Origin of the sequence: Martelella limonii (assembly GCF_013344475.1) — a bacterium.
GTDB classification, from domain to species: Bacteria; Pseudomonadota; Alphaproteobacteria; order Rhizobiales; family Rhizobiaceae; genus Martelella; species Martelella limonii.
The window spans coordinates 183060-197138 of sequence record NZ_JABUOU010000001.1; the positions used below are offsets into that span (position 1 = coordinate 183060).

Sequence of the window (14079 nt, forward strand, 5' to 3'; positions counted from 1 at the left end):
CGACAAACATGGCTTTTGGAAGAGAGTATCCCTGGAGCGAGAGCGAACTTCGGTTCAATGCCGCCATGGTGCGCGGCTGGCTCTATTTCGTGGTTCTGGTGCTGTTCTGCCTCGTGATCGTCGGTGGCGCAACACGCCTGACGCATTCGGGTCTGTCGATTACCGAATGGAAGCCGCTGCACGGCGTGATCCCGCCGCTCAATCTCGCTCAATGGCAGGAAGAGTTCGAGCTCTACAAGCGCATCCCCGAATATCAGCTTCTGAACAAGGGCATGTCGCTTGCAGAATTCCAGGGGCTGTTCTGGTGGGAGTGGGCGCACCGGCTGCTGGCGCGCACCGTCGGCCTGATCTTTGCCGTGCCGCTTCTGTTCTTCTGGCTGTCGGGCCGGCTGCCGAAGGGGCTCGGCCTGCCGCTTCTGGGCGTTCTGGCACTCGGCGGACTTCAGGGTTTCATCGGCTGGTGGATGGTGTCGTCGGGGCTTTCGGATCGCACCGATGTCAGCCAGTACCGGCTTGCCGTCCACCTCATCATGGCCTGTCTGATCATCGCCTCCTGCGTCTACATCGGACGGGGGCTTGCGCCGCGCAAGCATGAGCATGAAGACTGCGCGCACTGGTTTGCCGTCCTTCTGCTTGTCGCAACCTTTGTTCAGCTTTATCTCGGCGCGCTCGTCGCCGGTCTCGATGCCGGGCTTGCCTACAACACCTGGCCGCTGATGGACGGCGCGATCATTCCGGGCAATCTTCTGGTGCATCAACCGGCCTGGATCAACTTCTTTGAAAACCCGAAGACCGTGCAGTTCGCCCATCGCTGCGGAGGCTATGTGCTTTTCCTGCTGGCGCTCGTGCATTTCATCATGGAATGGCGCAGCGCCGTTTCACGCGGGCTCGATCTCGAGATTTCGCAGCACGCCCGCGGCGCGCTGATCGTGCTGGTCGCGGTCACGATCCAGGCGATCATCGGCATCGTCACACTGGTGACGATGATGCCGCTTCACATCGCGCTCACCCACCAGGCGATGGCGATCATCGTTCTGATCGCCGTCACGGCGCATCTGCGCGGCTACCGTCCGCCACGCTTCGAGCTCGCCTGAGGCCTTTCAGCCGAAGCGGTAGGCCGAATAGGCCTTGCCCAGATAATTGCCGGCGAATACCTTTTCGCCGGCATCAGGCCCTGCAGCACCCGCGGCCACGAACACCGGCACGAGATGATCGTGATCCGGCACGTGCGCTGCCTGCGCATCGGGATTGTCCTGCCATTCGGAAAGCCTTTGCGCCCGCGTGACCGGATTTTCGATCGCCACCGCCTCGCTCAGCCAGTTATCGAAACGGGCTGCCTGCTGCTCGTGCTCGCTGTCGCGCCGGCGGAACATGCGCATGTTATGATAGGAAAGGCCGGATCCCACGATCAGTATATCCTCGTCGCGCAGGGTTTCGAGCGCCTGGCCGATGCGGAAATGCGTGGGGGCGGAAAGGTCCGGATCGAGCGACATCATGATGATCGGCACATCCGCATGGGGATAGACCATCATGAACGGAATGAAGACGCCATGGTCGAAGCCGCGCTCGCTATCCGTCGCCGTCTCGATGCCGGCCTCGCGCAATACGTCGCGCACGTGCTCTGCGATGAAGGGCGCGCCTGAGGCGGGATAGTCGAGGTTATAGGTGTGGGGCGGAAAGCCGTAATAATCGAACAGCATCGGCGGCTTGGCGGCGGTCGAGACCGTAAGCTTGTCGACCTTTTCCCAATGCGCCGAAATCACCAGCACCGCCTTGGGACGGCGGCCGAGCGACGCATCGATACTGCCCAAGAATAGCTCCAGCTCCTTCCACGGATCGTCTTCCGGCAGAGGGCCCTCGGTGCCATGCATGAACGGCCACGGGCCGCCGCCATGGGGGATGAAGTAGACGGGCAGACGCTTCTGGTCAGACATGGCCGAACTCCTTGGTGGAACGCTCCATAACGCAACAAGTGCTCGGAGCTGGCGGCAAACAATTCTGATAGCAATATAGCGTGCAGGGGGCCTGTCGGCGATGGCGCAACCGGTCGACGGATTGTTCACGAAATGAAGGCCGCGGGCTGGTCGCCGGCGGCCTTCACCTGGAACATTGCAATCGCGCGCTCTCGACGCCTCCGGCCGATCAGGCAGACAGCATCAGATCCATGTTCTGGACGGCTGCACCCGAGGCGCCCTTGCCGAGATTGTCGAGCTGGGCGACCAGATTGACGTGGGCGCCGCTGCCGAAGACATAGAGCTTCATGATGTCCTGACCAGCAAGCTCTTCGGCATTGACGCGGGGAAGGGCGCTGCTGGCTTCGAGCGGAACCACCTGCACGATGTCCTGACCGGCATAGAACTCCAAGAGCGTCGCATGGATGCTTTCGCGCGTCGGCGTGCCTTCGAGATCTTCCAGATAAAGCGGAACCTGCACCAGCATGCCCTGGGCGAAGCGACCGACGGCAGGGGTGAAGATCGGCGAGCGCGACAGCAGGCCATGAGTCGTCATTTCCGGCACGTGCTTGTGCTTCAGCGTCAGGCCGTAGATGAAATGCGGCGCATCGATATGATCGTCGCGCGTCGCGTCTTCCATCTGCGCGATCATCGTCTTGCCGCCGCCGGTGTAGCCCGAAACGGCGTTGACGGTGACGGGGTAGGCATCAGGCAGGATGCCGGCAGCCCGCAGCGGCCGGATCATGCCGATCGCGCCGGTCGGATAGCAGCCGGGATTGGCGACGAGACGGGCGGATCGGATCCGCCCGGCCTGCGCCTTGTCCATCTCGGCAAAGCCATAGGCCCAGTCGGGGTCGGTTCTGTAGGCGGTCGAAGTGTCGATGACGCGCACCTTGTTGTTGCCCGACAGCATGGCGACGGCCTCGCGCGAGGCGTCGTCCGGGAGGCACAGGATCGCGATATCGGCGCTGTTGAGCATGTCCTCGCGCATCGCGGCATTGCGCCGCTCCTCGTGCGGGATCGACAGCATCTCGACATCGCGGCGGCTTTCCATGCGGGTGCGGATCTGCAGACCGGTGGTGCCGTGTTCGCCGTCGATGAAGATTTTCGCTGCCATGCTCTCGTCCTTTCACAATTGATGTCGCGTTATATAGAGCGGGTCTGCCGGACCCGCAATAATCCCGCGATCATGTTGCGCCCGTTCTCAGGGCTGTTTGACGTCCCGGTAGATCATTTCCGGAAGGCTGCCGAAGGCGGGATAGAGCGGGATCAGGCAGGCCTGAAGCGCGTGGTAGATATCGCCCTTGCCGGGAAACAGCGTTGTCTGGGGAACGAGATCTTCCGAAAGCTCTTCATGCCATCCGCCCTTTTCATGGTCGAGCAGGTGGTTGGCGATGAAGCTCCACTGCTTGCGATAGGCATACATATGCACGTCCTGGCCGAAGTGGGCGGTCAGGAAGTGGGTGGCGCCGATGCCTTCGGCATGCGGCCACCAGAGCTTTGCGCGGTTCTTCGGCTGGTTGTCCCAGTCGAGCGTGTAGAACATGCCGCGCTTCTCGTAGTCCCAGCCGTGCTTGAAGGCCGACATGAACAATTCATGGGCCGCGTGCGGCATCCATCCATGCGAGCGGCCGGTCAGCGTATAAAGCTGCAGCAGGAGCCGGGTCCATTCCAGCCAGTGGCCGGGCGTGGTGCCGGACGGGCGGAACATCTCGTTACCGGCATAGTCGCGATCGATCTGCCAGTCTTCGGTGAAATGCTCGGCCACGCGATAGTCGCAGGATGCGGCATGTTTCTTGATGATCAGCTCAGCGATCCGCTTGGCCTTGGTCAGATAGTCGATGTTGCCGGTCACCTCATAGGCTTCCATCAGGGCTTCGGTCATGTGCATGTTGCAGTTCTGACCGCGATAGCCGCGCACCGGCGTCCAGTCGGTCTCGAACTCCTCCGCCACGGCGCCGTGGTCTTCTTCCCAGAAGCGCTTGTTGATCACCTCGGTGACATCGGAAATCAACGTGTCGGCAAGCGGGTGTCCGGCGAATTTGGCAGAGGAGGCGGCGAGCAGCACGAAGGCGTGCCCATAGGCCTGCTTGCTCGGGTTGCCGACGGGACCGTCGTCGTTCACTTGCCAGAAGTAGCCGCCATTGACCTTGTCGCGGTGCTGGTTCCAGAGATAGTTGATACCGTGGTCCATCAGGTCGTCGCAACCGGGGCGGCCGAGCAGATGGCCGATCGCCATGCAGTGGATCATGCGGGTCGTGGTATGGATGCCGCGCACCGGGTTGTCACCGCCTGTCGGCCGGCCGTCCTTGTCGAACTCGTAGAAGCCGCCCTTCGGGTTGATCGACCGGTACTGGAAATAATCAAAGAGGTTGTTTGCCTGCTGCATCAGCCAATCGCGATGATAGGGCCTCTTGATCCACCGCGGCGGAGCGACCAGCGTGTTGATTTTCGGCTTCATGGCAAATCCTCCCTTGGGCAGCGACCGGAACCGGCCCTTTCATGCGTGCGGACTGACGGTTTTGTCAGTTGATCAAGATATACCCCGCTACAGGTGTCATCTCAATTCTGATTTGCATCGTCCTTGATCCTGCGCAATGAATGCGACACGCGTGCGACGGGTTCACCGGGGCTGAAGACGCTGATTTATCGCCCCATATATTGACATAAATATATCTTTATGTGATCCCACGCCTTCAATGTCTGGAGATGTCTATGTTCGATGAACTGTTCGGGGAAGAAGCACCGAAGCGCAATGGCAAGGAAATCCGCGCCGCGCTGGAGAAGGCCGCGCGCGAGCGCATCCTGGTCCTCGATGGCGCCATGGGCACGCAGATCCAGGGGCTCGGCTTCGACGAGGATCATTTCCGCGGCGACCGCTTCATCGGCTGCGCCTGCCACCAGAAGGGCAATAACGACCTGCTGATCCTGTCGCAGCCGAAGGCCGTCGAAGATATCCACTTCGCCTATGCTATGGCCGGTGCCGACATCATCGAGACCAACACGTTTTCGGGCACGCGGATTGCGCAGGCCGATTACCAGATGGAGAACATCGTCTACGACCTCAACCGCGATGGCGCGCGCGTTGCCCGCCGCGCCGCGCTGAGGGCGGAGAAGGAAGATGGCCGCCGCCGGTTCGTCGCCGGCGCCGTCGGGCCGACAAACCGCACGGCCTCGATCTCGCCGGACGTCAACAATCCCGGTTATCGCGCTGTTTCCTTTGATCAATTGCGTGATGCCTACCGGGAGCAGATCAACGGACTCATCGATGGCGGCTCCGATCTGATCCTGATCGAGACCATCTTCGATACGCTGAATGCCAAGGCCGCGGTTTTTGCCGCCCGTCAGGCGTTCCGCGAAAAGGGCATAGAGCTGCCGCTGATGATTTCCGGCACGATCACCGATCTTTCCGGCCGCACGCTGTCGGGTCAGACGCCGACGGCGTTCTGGAATTCGCTGTCGCATGCCGATGCCTTTACCATCGGCCTCAACTGCGCGCTCGGCGCCGACGCCATGCTGCCGCATCTGCAGGAGCTGTCGGGCGTTGCCGATACCTTCATCTGCGCCTATCCCAATGCAGGCCTGCCGAACGAGTTCGGCCAGTATGACCAGGATCCGGACGAAATGGCCGCCCTGATCCGGCCGTTTGCGGAGCAGGGGCTGGTGAACGTCATCGGCGGCTGCTGCGGCTCTACGCCGGAGCATATCGCTGCCATCCGTGATGTCGTCAGCGCGTTCGCCCCGCGCGAGGTGCCGGAGCATCGCCCTGTCATGTCGCTGTCGGGCCTCGAGCCTTTCACGCTGACCAAGGACATTCCCTTCGTCAATGTCGGCGAGCGCACCAATGTCACGGGCTCGGCCAAGTTCCGCAAGCTGATCACCAATGCCGATTATGCAGCGGCCCTTGATGTGGCGCGCGATCAGGTGGAGGCCGGTGCGCAGATCATCGACATCAACATGGATGAGGGGCTGATCGATTCCCAGAAGGCGATGGTCGAGTATCTCAACCTGATCGCCGCCGAGCCGGATATCGCCCGCGTGCCGCTGATGATCGACTCCTCGAAGTGGGAGATCATCGAGGCGGGGCTCAAATGCGCGCAGGGCAAGTCGCTGGTGAACTCGATCTCGCTCAAGGAAGGCGAGGAGCAGTTCATCGAGCGCGCCCAGCTGATCCGCGACTATGGCGCGGCGACCGTCGTCATGGCGTTTGACGAGAAGGGCCAGGCCGATACCTATGAGCGCAAGGTGGAAATCTGCACGCGCGCCTACAATATCCTCACGCAGAAGGTTGGCTTTCCGCCGGAAGATATTGTTTTTGATCCGAATATTTTTGCCGTTGCCACCGGCATCGAGGAGCATGACAATTACGGCGTCGACTTTCTCGAGGCCACGAAGACGATCCGCGAGCAGATGCCTTACGCCCATATTTCGGGCGGCGTTTCGAACCTTTCCTTCTCCTTCCGCGGCAACGAGCCGGTGCGGCAGGCCATGCATGCGGTGTTCCTCTACCACGCCATTCAGGTCGGCATGGACATGGGTATCGTCAATGCCGGCCAGCTGATCGTCTACGAGAGCATCGATCCGGAACTGCGCGAGGCCTGTGAGGACGTGGTGCTGAACCGCCGTTCGGACGCGACCGAGCGCTTGCTCGACATTGCCGAGCGCTATCGCGGCACGGGCAAGACCGAAGCCCGCAAGCAGGATCTCGCTTGGCGCGAATGGCCGGTCGAGAGGCGGCTCGAACATGCGCTGGTCAACGGCATCACCGAATATATCGAGGCCGATGTGGAAGAGGCCCGCCTGGCCGCCGAGCGCCCTCTGCATGTGATCGAAGGTCCGCTGATGGCCGGCATGAACGTGGTCGGCGACCTCTTCGGCGCGGGCAAGATGTTCCTGCCGCAGGTGGTGAAGTCCGCCCGCGTGATGAAGCAGGGCGTGGCTGTGCTGCTGCCCTACATGGAAGAGGAAAAGCGCCTCAGCGGCGGCGAGCAGGGCCAGCCGGCCGGCAAGGTGATCATGGCCACCGTCAAGGGCGACGTCCATGACATCGGCAAGAACATCGTCGGCGTCGTGCTCGCCTGCAACAATTACGAGATCATCGACCTCGGCGTGATGGTGCCGTCGGACAAGATCCTCGCGGCCGCCAAGGAGCACAAGGCGGATATCATCGGGCTGTCCGGCCTGATCACGCCCTCGCTTGATGAAATGGTCCATGTCGCCGCCGAAATGGAGCGTCAGGGTTTCAATATTCCGCTGCTGATCGGTGGCGCGACCACCAGCCGGGTCCACACTGCGGTCAAGATCCATCCGGCCTATGAGAAGGGGCAGGCGATCTACGTGACGGACGCAAGCCGCGCCGTCGGCGTCGTCTCATCGCTTCTGGCACCCGATGCGCGCGACGGCTATATCGGCAATATCCGCGAGGAATATGCCAAGGTCGCCGATGCCCACCGCAAGGCGGAAGCGGCCAAGAACCGGCTGCCGCTGCCGGCCGCCCGCGCCAATGCGGTCAAGATCGACTGGAACGCCTACGAGCCGACGCGACCGTCTTTCCTGGGCACAAAGAGCTTCGAGGATTACGACCTCGAGTCGCTGGCCCGCTACATCGACTGGACGCCGTTCTTCCAGACCTGGGAGTTGAGGGGGCGCTATCCGGATATCCTGAAGGACGAAAAGCAGGGCGAGACCGCGCGCCAGCTGTTTGCCGATGCGCAGGCGATGCTGAAGAAGATCATCGACGAGAAATGGTTTCGTCCGCAGGCCGTGATCGGCTTCTGGCCGGCAAACGCCGTCGGCGACGATATCCGGCTCTACAAGGACGAGGCGCGGACGGAAGAGCTCGCCACCTTCTTCACGCTCCGCCAGCAGCTTTCCAAGCGTGGCGACCGGCCGAATGTGGCCCTGTCCGATTTCGTGGCGCCGGAGTCGAGCGGCAGGAAGGATTATGTCGGCGGTTTCGTGGTCACGGCCGGTTTCGAGGAGATCGCGATCGCGGAGCGCTTCGAGCGCGCCAATGACGATTATTCCTCGATCATGGTCAAGGCGCTTGCCGACCGCTTCGCCGAGGCCTTCGCCGAATGCATGCACGAACAGGTGCGCCGCGAATACTGGGGCTACGCTCCGGACGAGGCGTTCTCCAACGCCGAGCTGGTCGGCGAAGCCTATGGCGGCATAAGGCCCGCGCCCGGCTATCCGGCCCAGCCGGACCACACCGAGAAGAAGACCCTGTTCGAACTGCTGGATGCGACCAACGCCACCGGCGTCGAACTGACGGAAAGCTATGCCATGTGGCCGGGCTCGTCCGTCTCCGGCATCTATATCTGCCATCCCGACAGCTACTATTTCGGGGTCGCGAAGGTGGAGCGCGATCAGGTGGAAGACTATGCGCGGCGCAAGGGCATGAGCATCGAGGAGACCGAACGCTGGCTCTCCCCGATCCTCAACTACATTCCGGCAGATGCGAAACCGGTGGACGACGCCGCCTGAGGGCGGCGTCGGGTCGCTGGCAAATCTCTCCCTCCACGGGCGTCATCCTCGGCTTGTCCCGAGGAGGACGGAGCCAATTGCGGCGGCCCGGCAACAATCTGATCGGTTCCGTTAAAGGAAGGATGCGTGCTGAGATGCCCGGGACAAGCCCGAGCATCACGGTGGTGCGAGGACTTGGCTTTGTTAGCTGTTTGCCGCCGCTTCGTCGTCGAGCTTCGTCGCACGGATATAGGCCGGGCGGGCGGTCAGGCGTTCTGCATAGGGCGCGAAAGAGGCTCTTTTGTCGAATGAGCCGAACTGCAGACCCCAGATCACCTGTGCGCCGACATAGACGTCCGCAGCGGTGAAACTGTCGCCAGCGATGTAGGGATGCTCCGACAGCCATGCGTCGAGCGTGTCCATCACGTGATCGAAATTGCCGTAGCCGGCAGCGCGTTCCCGCTCGGAGGGAACCACAAAGCCCAGCGATCTGTTGGTGACCGCTGCCTCGACGGGGCCTGCGGCGAAAAACATCCAGCGGTAATAGTTGCCGCGCGCGACCGGCGGCGGCGCAAGGCCCGCTTCCGGGAAGACATCGGCGAGATAGGCGCAGATCGCCGCGCATTCCGTTACCACCGTGCCCTCATGGACGATCGCCGGCACCTTGCCCATCGGGTTGACGGCCAGATAGGCGGGGTCCTTCATCGTGCCGTTATAGGTCAGGATGCGGGTTTCGTAGTCCGCCCCCGCTTCCTCCAGCATCCACCGCGCGATCCGGCCGCGCGATTGCGGGTTGGTGTAGAATGTGATCCTGCTCATCATATGCTCCCTGCGTTCTCAGTCTGTTCTCAGTTATCTCTGACGGGAATGCAAGATGGAAATGAGAAACCCGGCACGATGGCCGGGTGTTGTCCAGGGCTTGGCAGATAGCAGCAGCATTCGGCCGATTGATGCCACGGGCCTTCGGCATTCACGCCTCGCGCCTCCCGGCCTCTTCAAGCTCTGCCTGTTCCGCTTCGCTCAGAACACGCGAGCGCGTCAGGAACCGTTTCTCGCGGCCATTGTCGAGGCTGAACATGCCGCCGCGGCCGGGGACCACATCGAGGATCAGTTGGGTGTGTTTCCATGCTGCGAACTGCGGACCGGATATCCAGACTTCCGCGCCGTCTACAGTGCCGAGTTTCACATCGCTGTTGCCGAGGTGGAATTCTTCCTTCGGGTAGCACATTGGCGAAGAGCCGTCGCAGCAGCCGCCGGACTGGTGAAACATGATCTCGCCGTGGTCGGCCCTGATCTCGCGGATCAATGCGCGCGCGGCAAGCGTCGCGGTCACGCGGGTGCCTCTCTCGGCGCCGGCGGGCAGGTCGGCGTCGGTGACGCAGTGAATGTCCTGCTTTTCCATATCCGTCTCCATATCCGAAAACAGGCAGGCGGGCAGAGCCGAGGCCCCACCCGCCGCCCGGGAGGATCGCCTGGAAGGCTCAGAAGAAGCCGACCTTGTCCGTCGAGTAGCTGACCAGAAGGTTCTTGGTCTGCTGGTAGTGGTCAAGCATCATCTTGTGGGTCTCGCGCCCGATGCCGGACTGCTTGTAGCCGCCGAAGGCCGCATGGGCAGGATAGGCATGGTAGTTGTTGACCCAGACGCGTCCGGCCTGGATATGGCGGCCGAAGCGGTAGCAGGTGTTGGCATCGCGCGACCACACGCCGGCGCCGAGGCCATAGAGCGTGTCATTGGCGATTTCGAGGGCTTCCGCCTCGTCCTTGAAGGTGGTGACGGAGACGACCGGCCCGAAGATTTCCTCCTGGAACACGCGCATCTTGTTGTGGCCCTTGAGGATCGTCGGCTGGACATAGTAGCCGTTCGAAAGCTCGCCGCCGAGATCGGCTGCCTGACCGCCGAGCAGCACCTCGGCGCCCTCCTGGCGTCCGATATCGAAGTAGCTGAGGATCTTTTCCTTCTGCTCGCTCGAGGCCTGGGCGCCGATCATGGTGTTGTCGGCGCGTGGGTCGCCCTGGATGATCGCCTTGGTGCGGGCAATCGCGCGTTCCATGAAGGCGTCGTAGATGTCTTCCTGGATCAGAGCGCGGCTCGGGCAGGTGCAGACCTCTCCCTGGTTGAGCGCGAAGAACACGAAGCCTTCGACCGCCTTGTCGAGATAGCCGTCATCCTCGCGCATCACATCCTTGAAGAAGATGTTGGGCGATTTGCCGCCAAGCTCCAGCGTCACCGGAATGAGGTTCTCGGTGGCATACTGCATGATCAGGCGGCCGGTGGTGGTCTCGCCGGTGAAGGCGATCTTGGAGATCCGCGAGCTCTGCGCCAGCGGCTTGCCGGCCTCCAGCCCGAAGCCGTTGACGATGTTGAGCACGCCGGGCGGCAGGATGTCGGCGATCAGCTCCGCCAGCACCAGGATCGAGGCTGGCGTCTGCTCGGCGGGCTTCAGCACCACGCAGTTGCCGGCGGCAATCGCTGGCGCCAGCTTCCAGGCGGCCATCAGGATCGGGAAGTTCCACGGAATGATCTGGCCGACCACGCCGAGCGGCTCGTGGAAGTGATAGGCGACGGTGTCGTTGTCGATCTCGCTCATCGAGCCTTCCTGCGCGCGCAGCGCCGAGGCGAAGTAGCGGAAATGGTCGGCGGCGAGCGGAATGTCGGCATTCATCGTCTCGCGGATCGGCTTGCCGTTGTCCCAGGTCTCGCAGGTGGCGATCAGCGCAAGATTGGCCTCGATCGTGTCGGCGATCTTCAGAAGCGCGCGGGCGCGGTCGGTCGGCGAGGTTGCGGCCCATTTCGCCTTGGCGGCGTGCGCGGCATCGAGCGCCAGCTCGATATCGGCGGCGTCGGAGCGGGCGATCTCATTGATCTCGGCGCCGGTGATCGGCGTCGTATTGGTGAAATAGCGGCCGTTCTTCGGTGCAACGAACTTGCCGCCGATGAAATTGTCATAGCGGTCCTTGAAGGGGGATTTCAGAAGACCTTCGGGTTTCGTCATCTCGTTCATGGCATTTCCTCCCAGAAATCGTGCTGAACATTGGTGAGAGCCCGAGTTTCGGTCTGGGAGCGCGATTTGTCACCGGCTGCAAGGCGGCAGGTGCGCGTGACTGTCTCGCTGGTGAGACAGTTTTCGGGATGAAAGGAGGATTTCGGGCAGAGCCTCGTGCCGTGCTACCGAAGAACGGCCGCCGTTCAGTTCTGCGCGAATTTGCCAGCGACGCCGAGTCGCTTCATGCGCCGGTAGAGCGTTGCCCTGCCGATACCGAGATCCTGTGCCGCGCGGCTGGCATTGCCATGCTGGCGGGCAAGCGCCTTGAGGATCGCCGCACGTTCGGCGGAGGCAAGCCCGGTCTCGCCGGTGTCGCCCGAAAGAAGATCATCGGCCGGGATCGGCGAGAAAGCGCCGCACGGGGCAAGCCCCAGAGCCAGCCTTGCGCCACGGGTGGCGCCGATCACCAGATCGTTCTCGTCGACGGCGATCAGGGCAAGCGCGTCAGTGCCCGGGCTCTCGCGCTCTTCATGGTCATCGACCAGGACCACGCGCTGGCCGCTATGGCCATGGCGGAAGCAATCCGCCTCGATCTGGCGCGCGGCCTGGCGGACGAGTGCGGCGATCATCTGATTTGCCGCCGCCGTCTGGTCGCTGCGGGCGGACGAAATGTCGAGCGCGCCGATCAGCCGGCCATCCGCGCCATAGATCGGGGCGTCGACGCAGCTCATCGAAATATTGCGGTCTAGGAAATGCTCGTCGCGGTGAATGATCAGGGCGCGTTCCTCTGCGAGGCACGTCCCGATGCCATTGGTACCCATGGCCGATTCCGACCAGCTCTGGCCCGGTCTCAGCCCCCAGCTTTCAAAGCTTAAGCGATCGCCGCTGCGCCAGCGGGCATCGAGCACCACGCCATCGGCATCGCTGAGAAACACGCCACAGGCGGACAGCGAGACGCATTTGTAGAGATGATCAAGCTGGGCGCGCCCGACATGCATCAGCAGGTCGGAGCCCTCGATGCGCCGCTTCAGCTCGCTATCCGTCAGGGCTTCGGCGCGACGGGGCCTTGCGCCGGCGGGGTCAAGCCCGTGCTGCACCAGAGAGCGCCACCACGACGCAGCAACGGACGAGCGCGCCGGGCCGTTGGCAGAAAGCGCCGTCGCAGTCACGATGTCGGCATGGGCGCGGCTTTCCGCCGGCCTTGAACCATAAGCCATCGGTATCTCCTCCCGCTTCCGTTCGGCCTCTCATCGGGGTCTCGTCGGATCCCCTCAGCGGTTCCAGCCGACATTGTGATCCAAAATGCGGCAAGAGTGAAGGCGGTTTGGCGCGTCTCTGCGTCAGACTTTTGCAGGGGTGAGATGCTCGTGCCCGCCGGGTGAGGCGTATCTGAAAAGCAGAAACCCGGCGCGATGGCCGGGTTTCGGTATTCTTCAGAAAATGTGCTGGCCTCAGGCGGCCATGGCCTTCTGCAGGTTCTCGTCGATCTTGTCGAGGAAGGCGGTGGTCGAGAGCCACGGCTGGTCGGGGCCGATGAGCAGCGCCAGGTCCTTGGTCATGTGGCCGCTTTCGACCGTGTCGACGCAGACCTTTTCCAGCGTTTCGGCGAAGTTGATCAGCTCCTGATTGTCGTCCAGCTTGCCGCGATGGGCGAGGCCACGGGTCCAGGCGAAGATCGAGGCGATCGAGTTGGTCGAGGTCTCCTGACCCTTCTGGTGCTGGCGGTAGTGGCGGGTCACCGTGCCGTGGGCGGCTTCGGCTTCAACGGTCTTGCCATCCGGCGTCATCAGAACCGAGGTCATCAGGCCGAGCGAGCCGAAGCCCTGTGCCACGATGTCGGACTGCACGTCGCCGTCATAGTTCTTGCAGGCCCAGACGTAACCGCCGGACCACTTCAGCGCGGAGGCGACCATGTCGTCGATCAGGCGATGCTCGTACCAGATCTTCTTCTTGTCGTACTCGGCCTTGAACTCTGCCTCGTAGACTTCCTGGAAGATGTCCTTGAAGCGGCCGTCATAGGCCTTGAGAATGGTGTTCTTGGTCGAAAGGTAGCAGGGAACGCCGCGCATCAGGGCGTAGTTCAGCGAGGCGCGGGCGAAATCGCGGATCGAATCGTCGAGGTTGTACATTGCCATGGCAACGCCGGAGGAGGGGGCGTCGAACACTTCATGCTCGATTTCCTTGCCGTCTTCGCCGACGAACTTGATCGAGAGCTTGCCCTTGCCCGGGAACTTGAAGTCGGTTGCGCGGTACTGGTCGCCAAAGGCATGACGGCCGACGATGATCGGCTGGGTCCAGCCGGGCACCAGACGCGGCACGTTCTGCATGATGATCGGCTCGCGGAAGATCACGCCGCCGAGGATGTTACGGATCGTGCCGTTCGGCGAGCGCCACATCTTCTTCAGCGAGAATTCCTCGACGCGGGCCTCATCCGGCGTGATGGTCGCGCACTTGATGCCGACGCCGTGCTTCTTGATGGCGTTGGCAGCATCGACGGTCACCTGGTCGTCGGTGGCATCGCGGTTCTGAACCGAGAGGTCGTAATATTCGATCGGAAGATCGAGATAGGGCAGGATCAGCTTGTCCTTGATGAACTGCCAGATGATGCGCGTCATTTCATCGCCGTCGAGGTCGACAACCGGATTAGCCACCTTGATCTTCGTCATGCTTTTTCCTCT

The 14079-nt window shown here is 62.3% G+C and carries 10 protein-coding genes; 2 read left to right on the forward strand and 8 right to left on the reverse strand.

The window, feature by feature from the left end; translation table 11 throughout:
- Positions 1 to 8: 8 nt before the first annotated feature.
- Positions 9 to 1094 carry a COX15/CtaA family protein gene (locus tag HPQ62_RS00815; RefSeq protein ID WP_174800614.1) on the forward strand — a complete coding sequence of 362 codons (1086 nt, stop codon included), beginning with the start codon at positions 9 to 11 and terminating at the stop codon, positions 1092 to 1094.
- Positions 1095 to 1100: 6 nt separating this feature from the next.
- On the opposite strand, the gene HPQ62_RS00820 is transcribed toward HPQ62_RS00815, so the two are convergent.
- The 3 genes from HPQ62_RS00820 to HPQ62_RS00830 form a co-directional block, all read right to left on the reverse strand.
- Positions 1101 to 1934, reverse strand: a complete 834-nt coding sequence (locus tag HPQ62_RS00820) for a DODA-type extradiol aromatic ring-opening family dioxygenase (RefSeq protein ID WP_174800615.1) — start codon at positions 1932 to 1934, stop codon at positions 1101 to 1103.
- Between the two features lie 208 nt (positions 1935 to 2142).
- Complete coding sequence (argC, locus tag HPQ62_RS00825; RefSeq protein WP_174800616.1) at positions 2143 to 3069, reverse strand: N-acetyl-gamma-glutamyl-phosphate reductase; 927 nt, start codon at positions 3067 to 3069, stop codon at positions 2143 to 2145.
- Between the two features lie 87 nt (positions 3070 to 3156).
- On the reverse strand, positions 3157 to 4413 hold the full coding sequence (locus HPQ62_RS00830) for an AGE family epimerase/isomerase (protein WP_174800617.1): 1257 nt from the start codon (positions 4411 to 4413) through the stop codon (positions 3157 to 3159).
- A 254-nt stretch (positions 4414 to 4667) separates the two neighbouring features.
- Between HPQ62_RS00830 and metH the strand changes: the two genes are divergently transcribed.
- A complete protein-coding gene (gene metH, locus HPQ62_RS00835; protein WP_174800618.1) occupies positions 4668 to 8438 on the forward strand; it encodes a methionine synthase in 3771 nt (1256 codons plus the stop codon).
- 183 nt (positions 8439 to 8621) lie between these two features.
- Here metH and HPQ62_RS00840 read toward each other — a convergent pair whose 3' ends face one another.
- The 5 genes from HPQ62_RS00840 to HPQ62_RS00860 all read right to left on the reverse strand — a co-directional run bounded on the left by HPQ62_RS00840 (position 8622) and on the right by HPQ62_RS00860 (position 14067).
- On the reverse strand, positions 8622 to 9239 hold the full coding sequence (locus HPQ62_RS00840) for a glutathione S-transferase family protein (RefSeq protein WP_174800619.1): 618 nt from the start codon (positions 9237 to 9239) through the stop codon (positions 8622 to 8624).
- Between the two features lie 148 nt (positions 9240 to 9387).
- A complete protein-coding gene (locus tag HPQ62_RS00845; protein WP_174800620.1) occupies positions 9388 to 9819 on the reverse strand; it encodes a DUF779 domain-containing protein in 432 nt (143 codons plus the stop codon).
- A 79-nt stretch (positions 9820 to 9898) separates the two neighbouring features.
- Positions 9899 to 11410 (reverse strand): aldehyde dehydrogenase, encoded by a 1512-nt coding sequence (gene adh / locus HPQ62_RS00850; protein WP_206678045.1) that lies wholly within the window; start codon positions 11408 to 11410, stop codon positions 9899 to 9901.
- 194 nt (positions 11411 to 11604) lie between these two features.
- Positions 11605 to 12618, reverse strand: a complete 1014-nt coding sequence (locus tag HPQ62_RS00855) for a GAF domain-containing protein (RefSeq protein ID WP_174800622.1) — start codon at positions 12616 to 12618, stop codon at positions 11605 to 11607.
- A gap of 234 nt (positions 12619 to 12852) precedes the next feature.
- Positions 12853 to 14067, reverse strand: coding sequence for an NADP-dependent isocitrate dehydrogenase (locus HPQ62_RS00860; RefSeq protein ID WP_174800623.1), 1215 nt, complete (start codon positions 14065 to 14067; stop codon positions 12853 to 12855).
- Between the last annotated feature and the right edge of the window lie 12 nt (positions 14068 to 14079).

What these genes read in the sequence shown, in the direction of transcription:
- HPQ62_RS00830 (WP_174800617.1), bottom strand. Translation starts at nt 4,413, where the DNA reads ATGAAGCCGAAAATCAACACGCTGGTCGCTCCGCCGCGGTGGATCAAG.
- argC (WP_174800616.1), bottom strand. Translation starts at nt 3,069, where the DNA reads ATGGCAGCGAAAATCTTCATCGACGGCGAACACGGCACCACCGGTCTG.
- HPQ62_RS00855 (WP_174800622.1), bottom strand. Translation starts at nt 12,618, where the DNA reads ATGGCTTATGGTTCAAGGCCGGCGGAAAGCCGCGCCCATGCCGACATC.
- adh (WP_206678045.1), bottom strand. Translation starts at nt 11,410, where the DNA reads ATGACGAAACCCGAAGGTCTTCTGAAATCCCCCTTCAAGGACCGCTAT.
- HPQ62_RS00860 (WP_174800623.1), bottom strand. Translation starts at nt 14,067, where the DNA reads ATGACGAAGATCAAGGTGGCTAATCCGGTTGTCGACCTCGACGGCGAT.
- HPQ62_RS00815 (WP_174800614.1), top strand. Translation starts at nt 9, where the DNA reads ATGGCTTTTGGAAGAGAGTATCCCTGGAGCGAGAGCGAACTTCGGTTC.
- HPQ62_RS00845 (WP_174800620.1), bottom strand. Translation starts at nt 9,819, where the DNA reads ATGGAAAAGCAGGACATTCACTGCGTCACCGACGCCGACCTGCCCGCC.
- HPQ62_RS00840 (WP_174800619.1), bottom strand. Translation starts at nt 9,239, where the DNA reads ATGATGAGCAGGATCACATTCTACACCAACCCGCAATCGCGCGGCCGG.
- metH (WP_174800618.1), top strand. Translation starts at nt 4,668, where the DNA reads ATGTTCGATGAACTGTTCGGGGAAGAAGCACCGAAGCGCAATGGCAAG.
- HPQ62_RS00820 (WP_174800615.1), bottom strand. Translation starts at nt 1,934, where the DNA reads ATGTCTGACCAGAAGCGTCTGCCCGTCTACTTCATCCCCCATGGCGGC.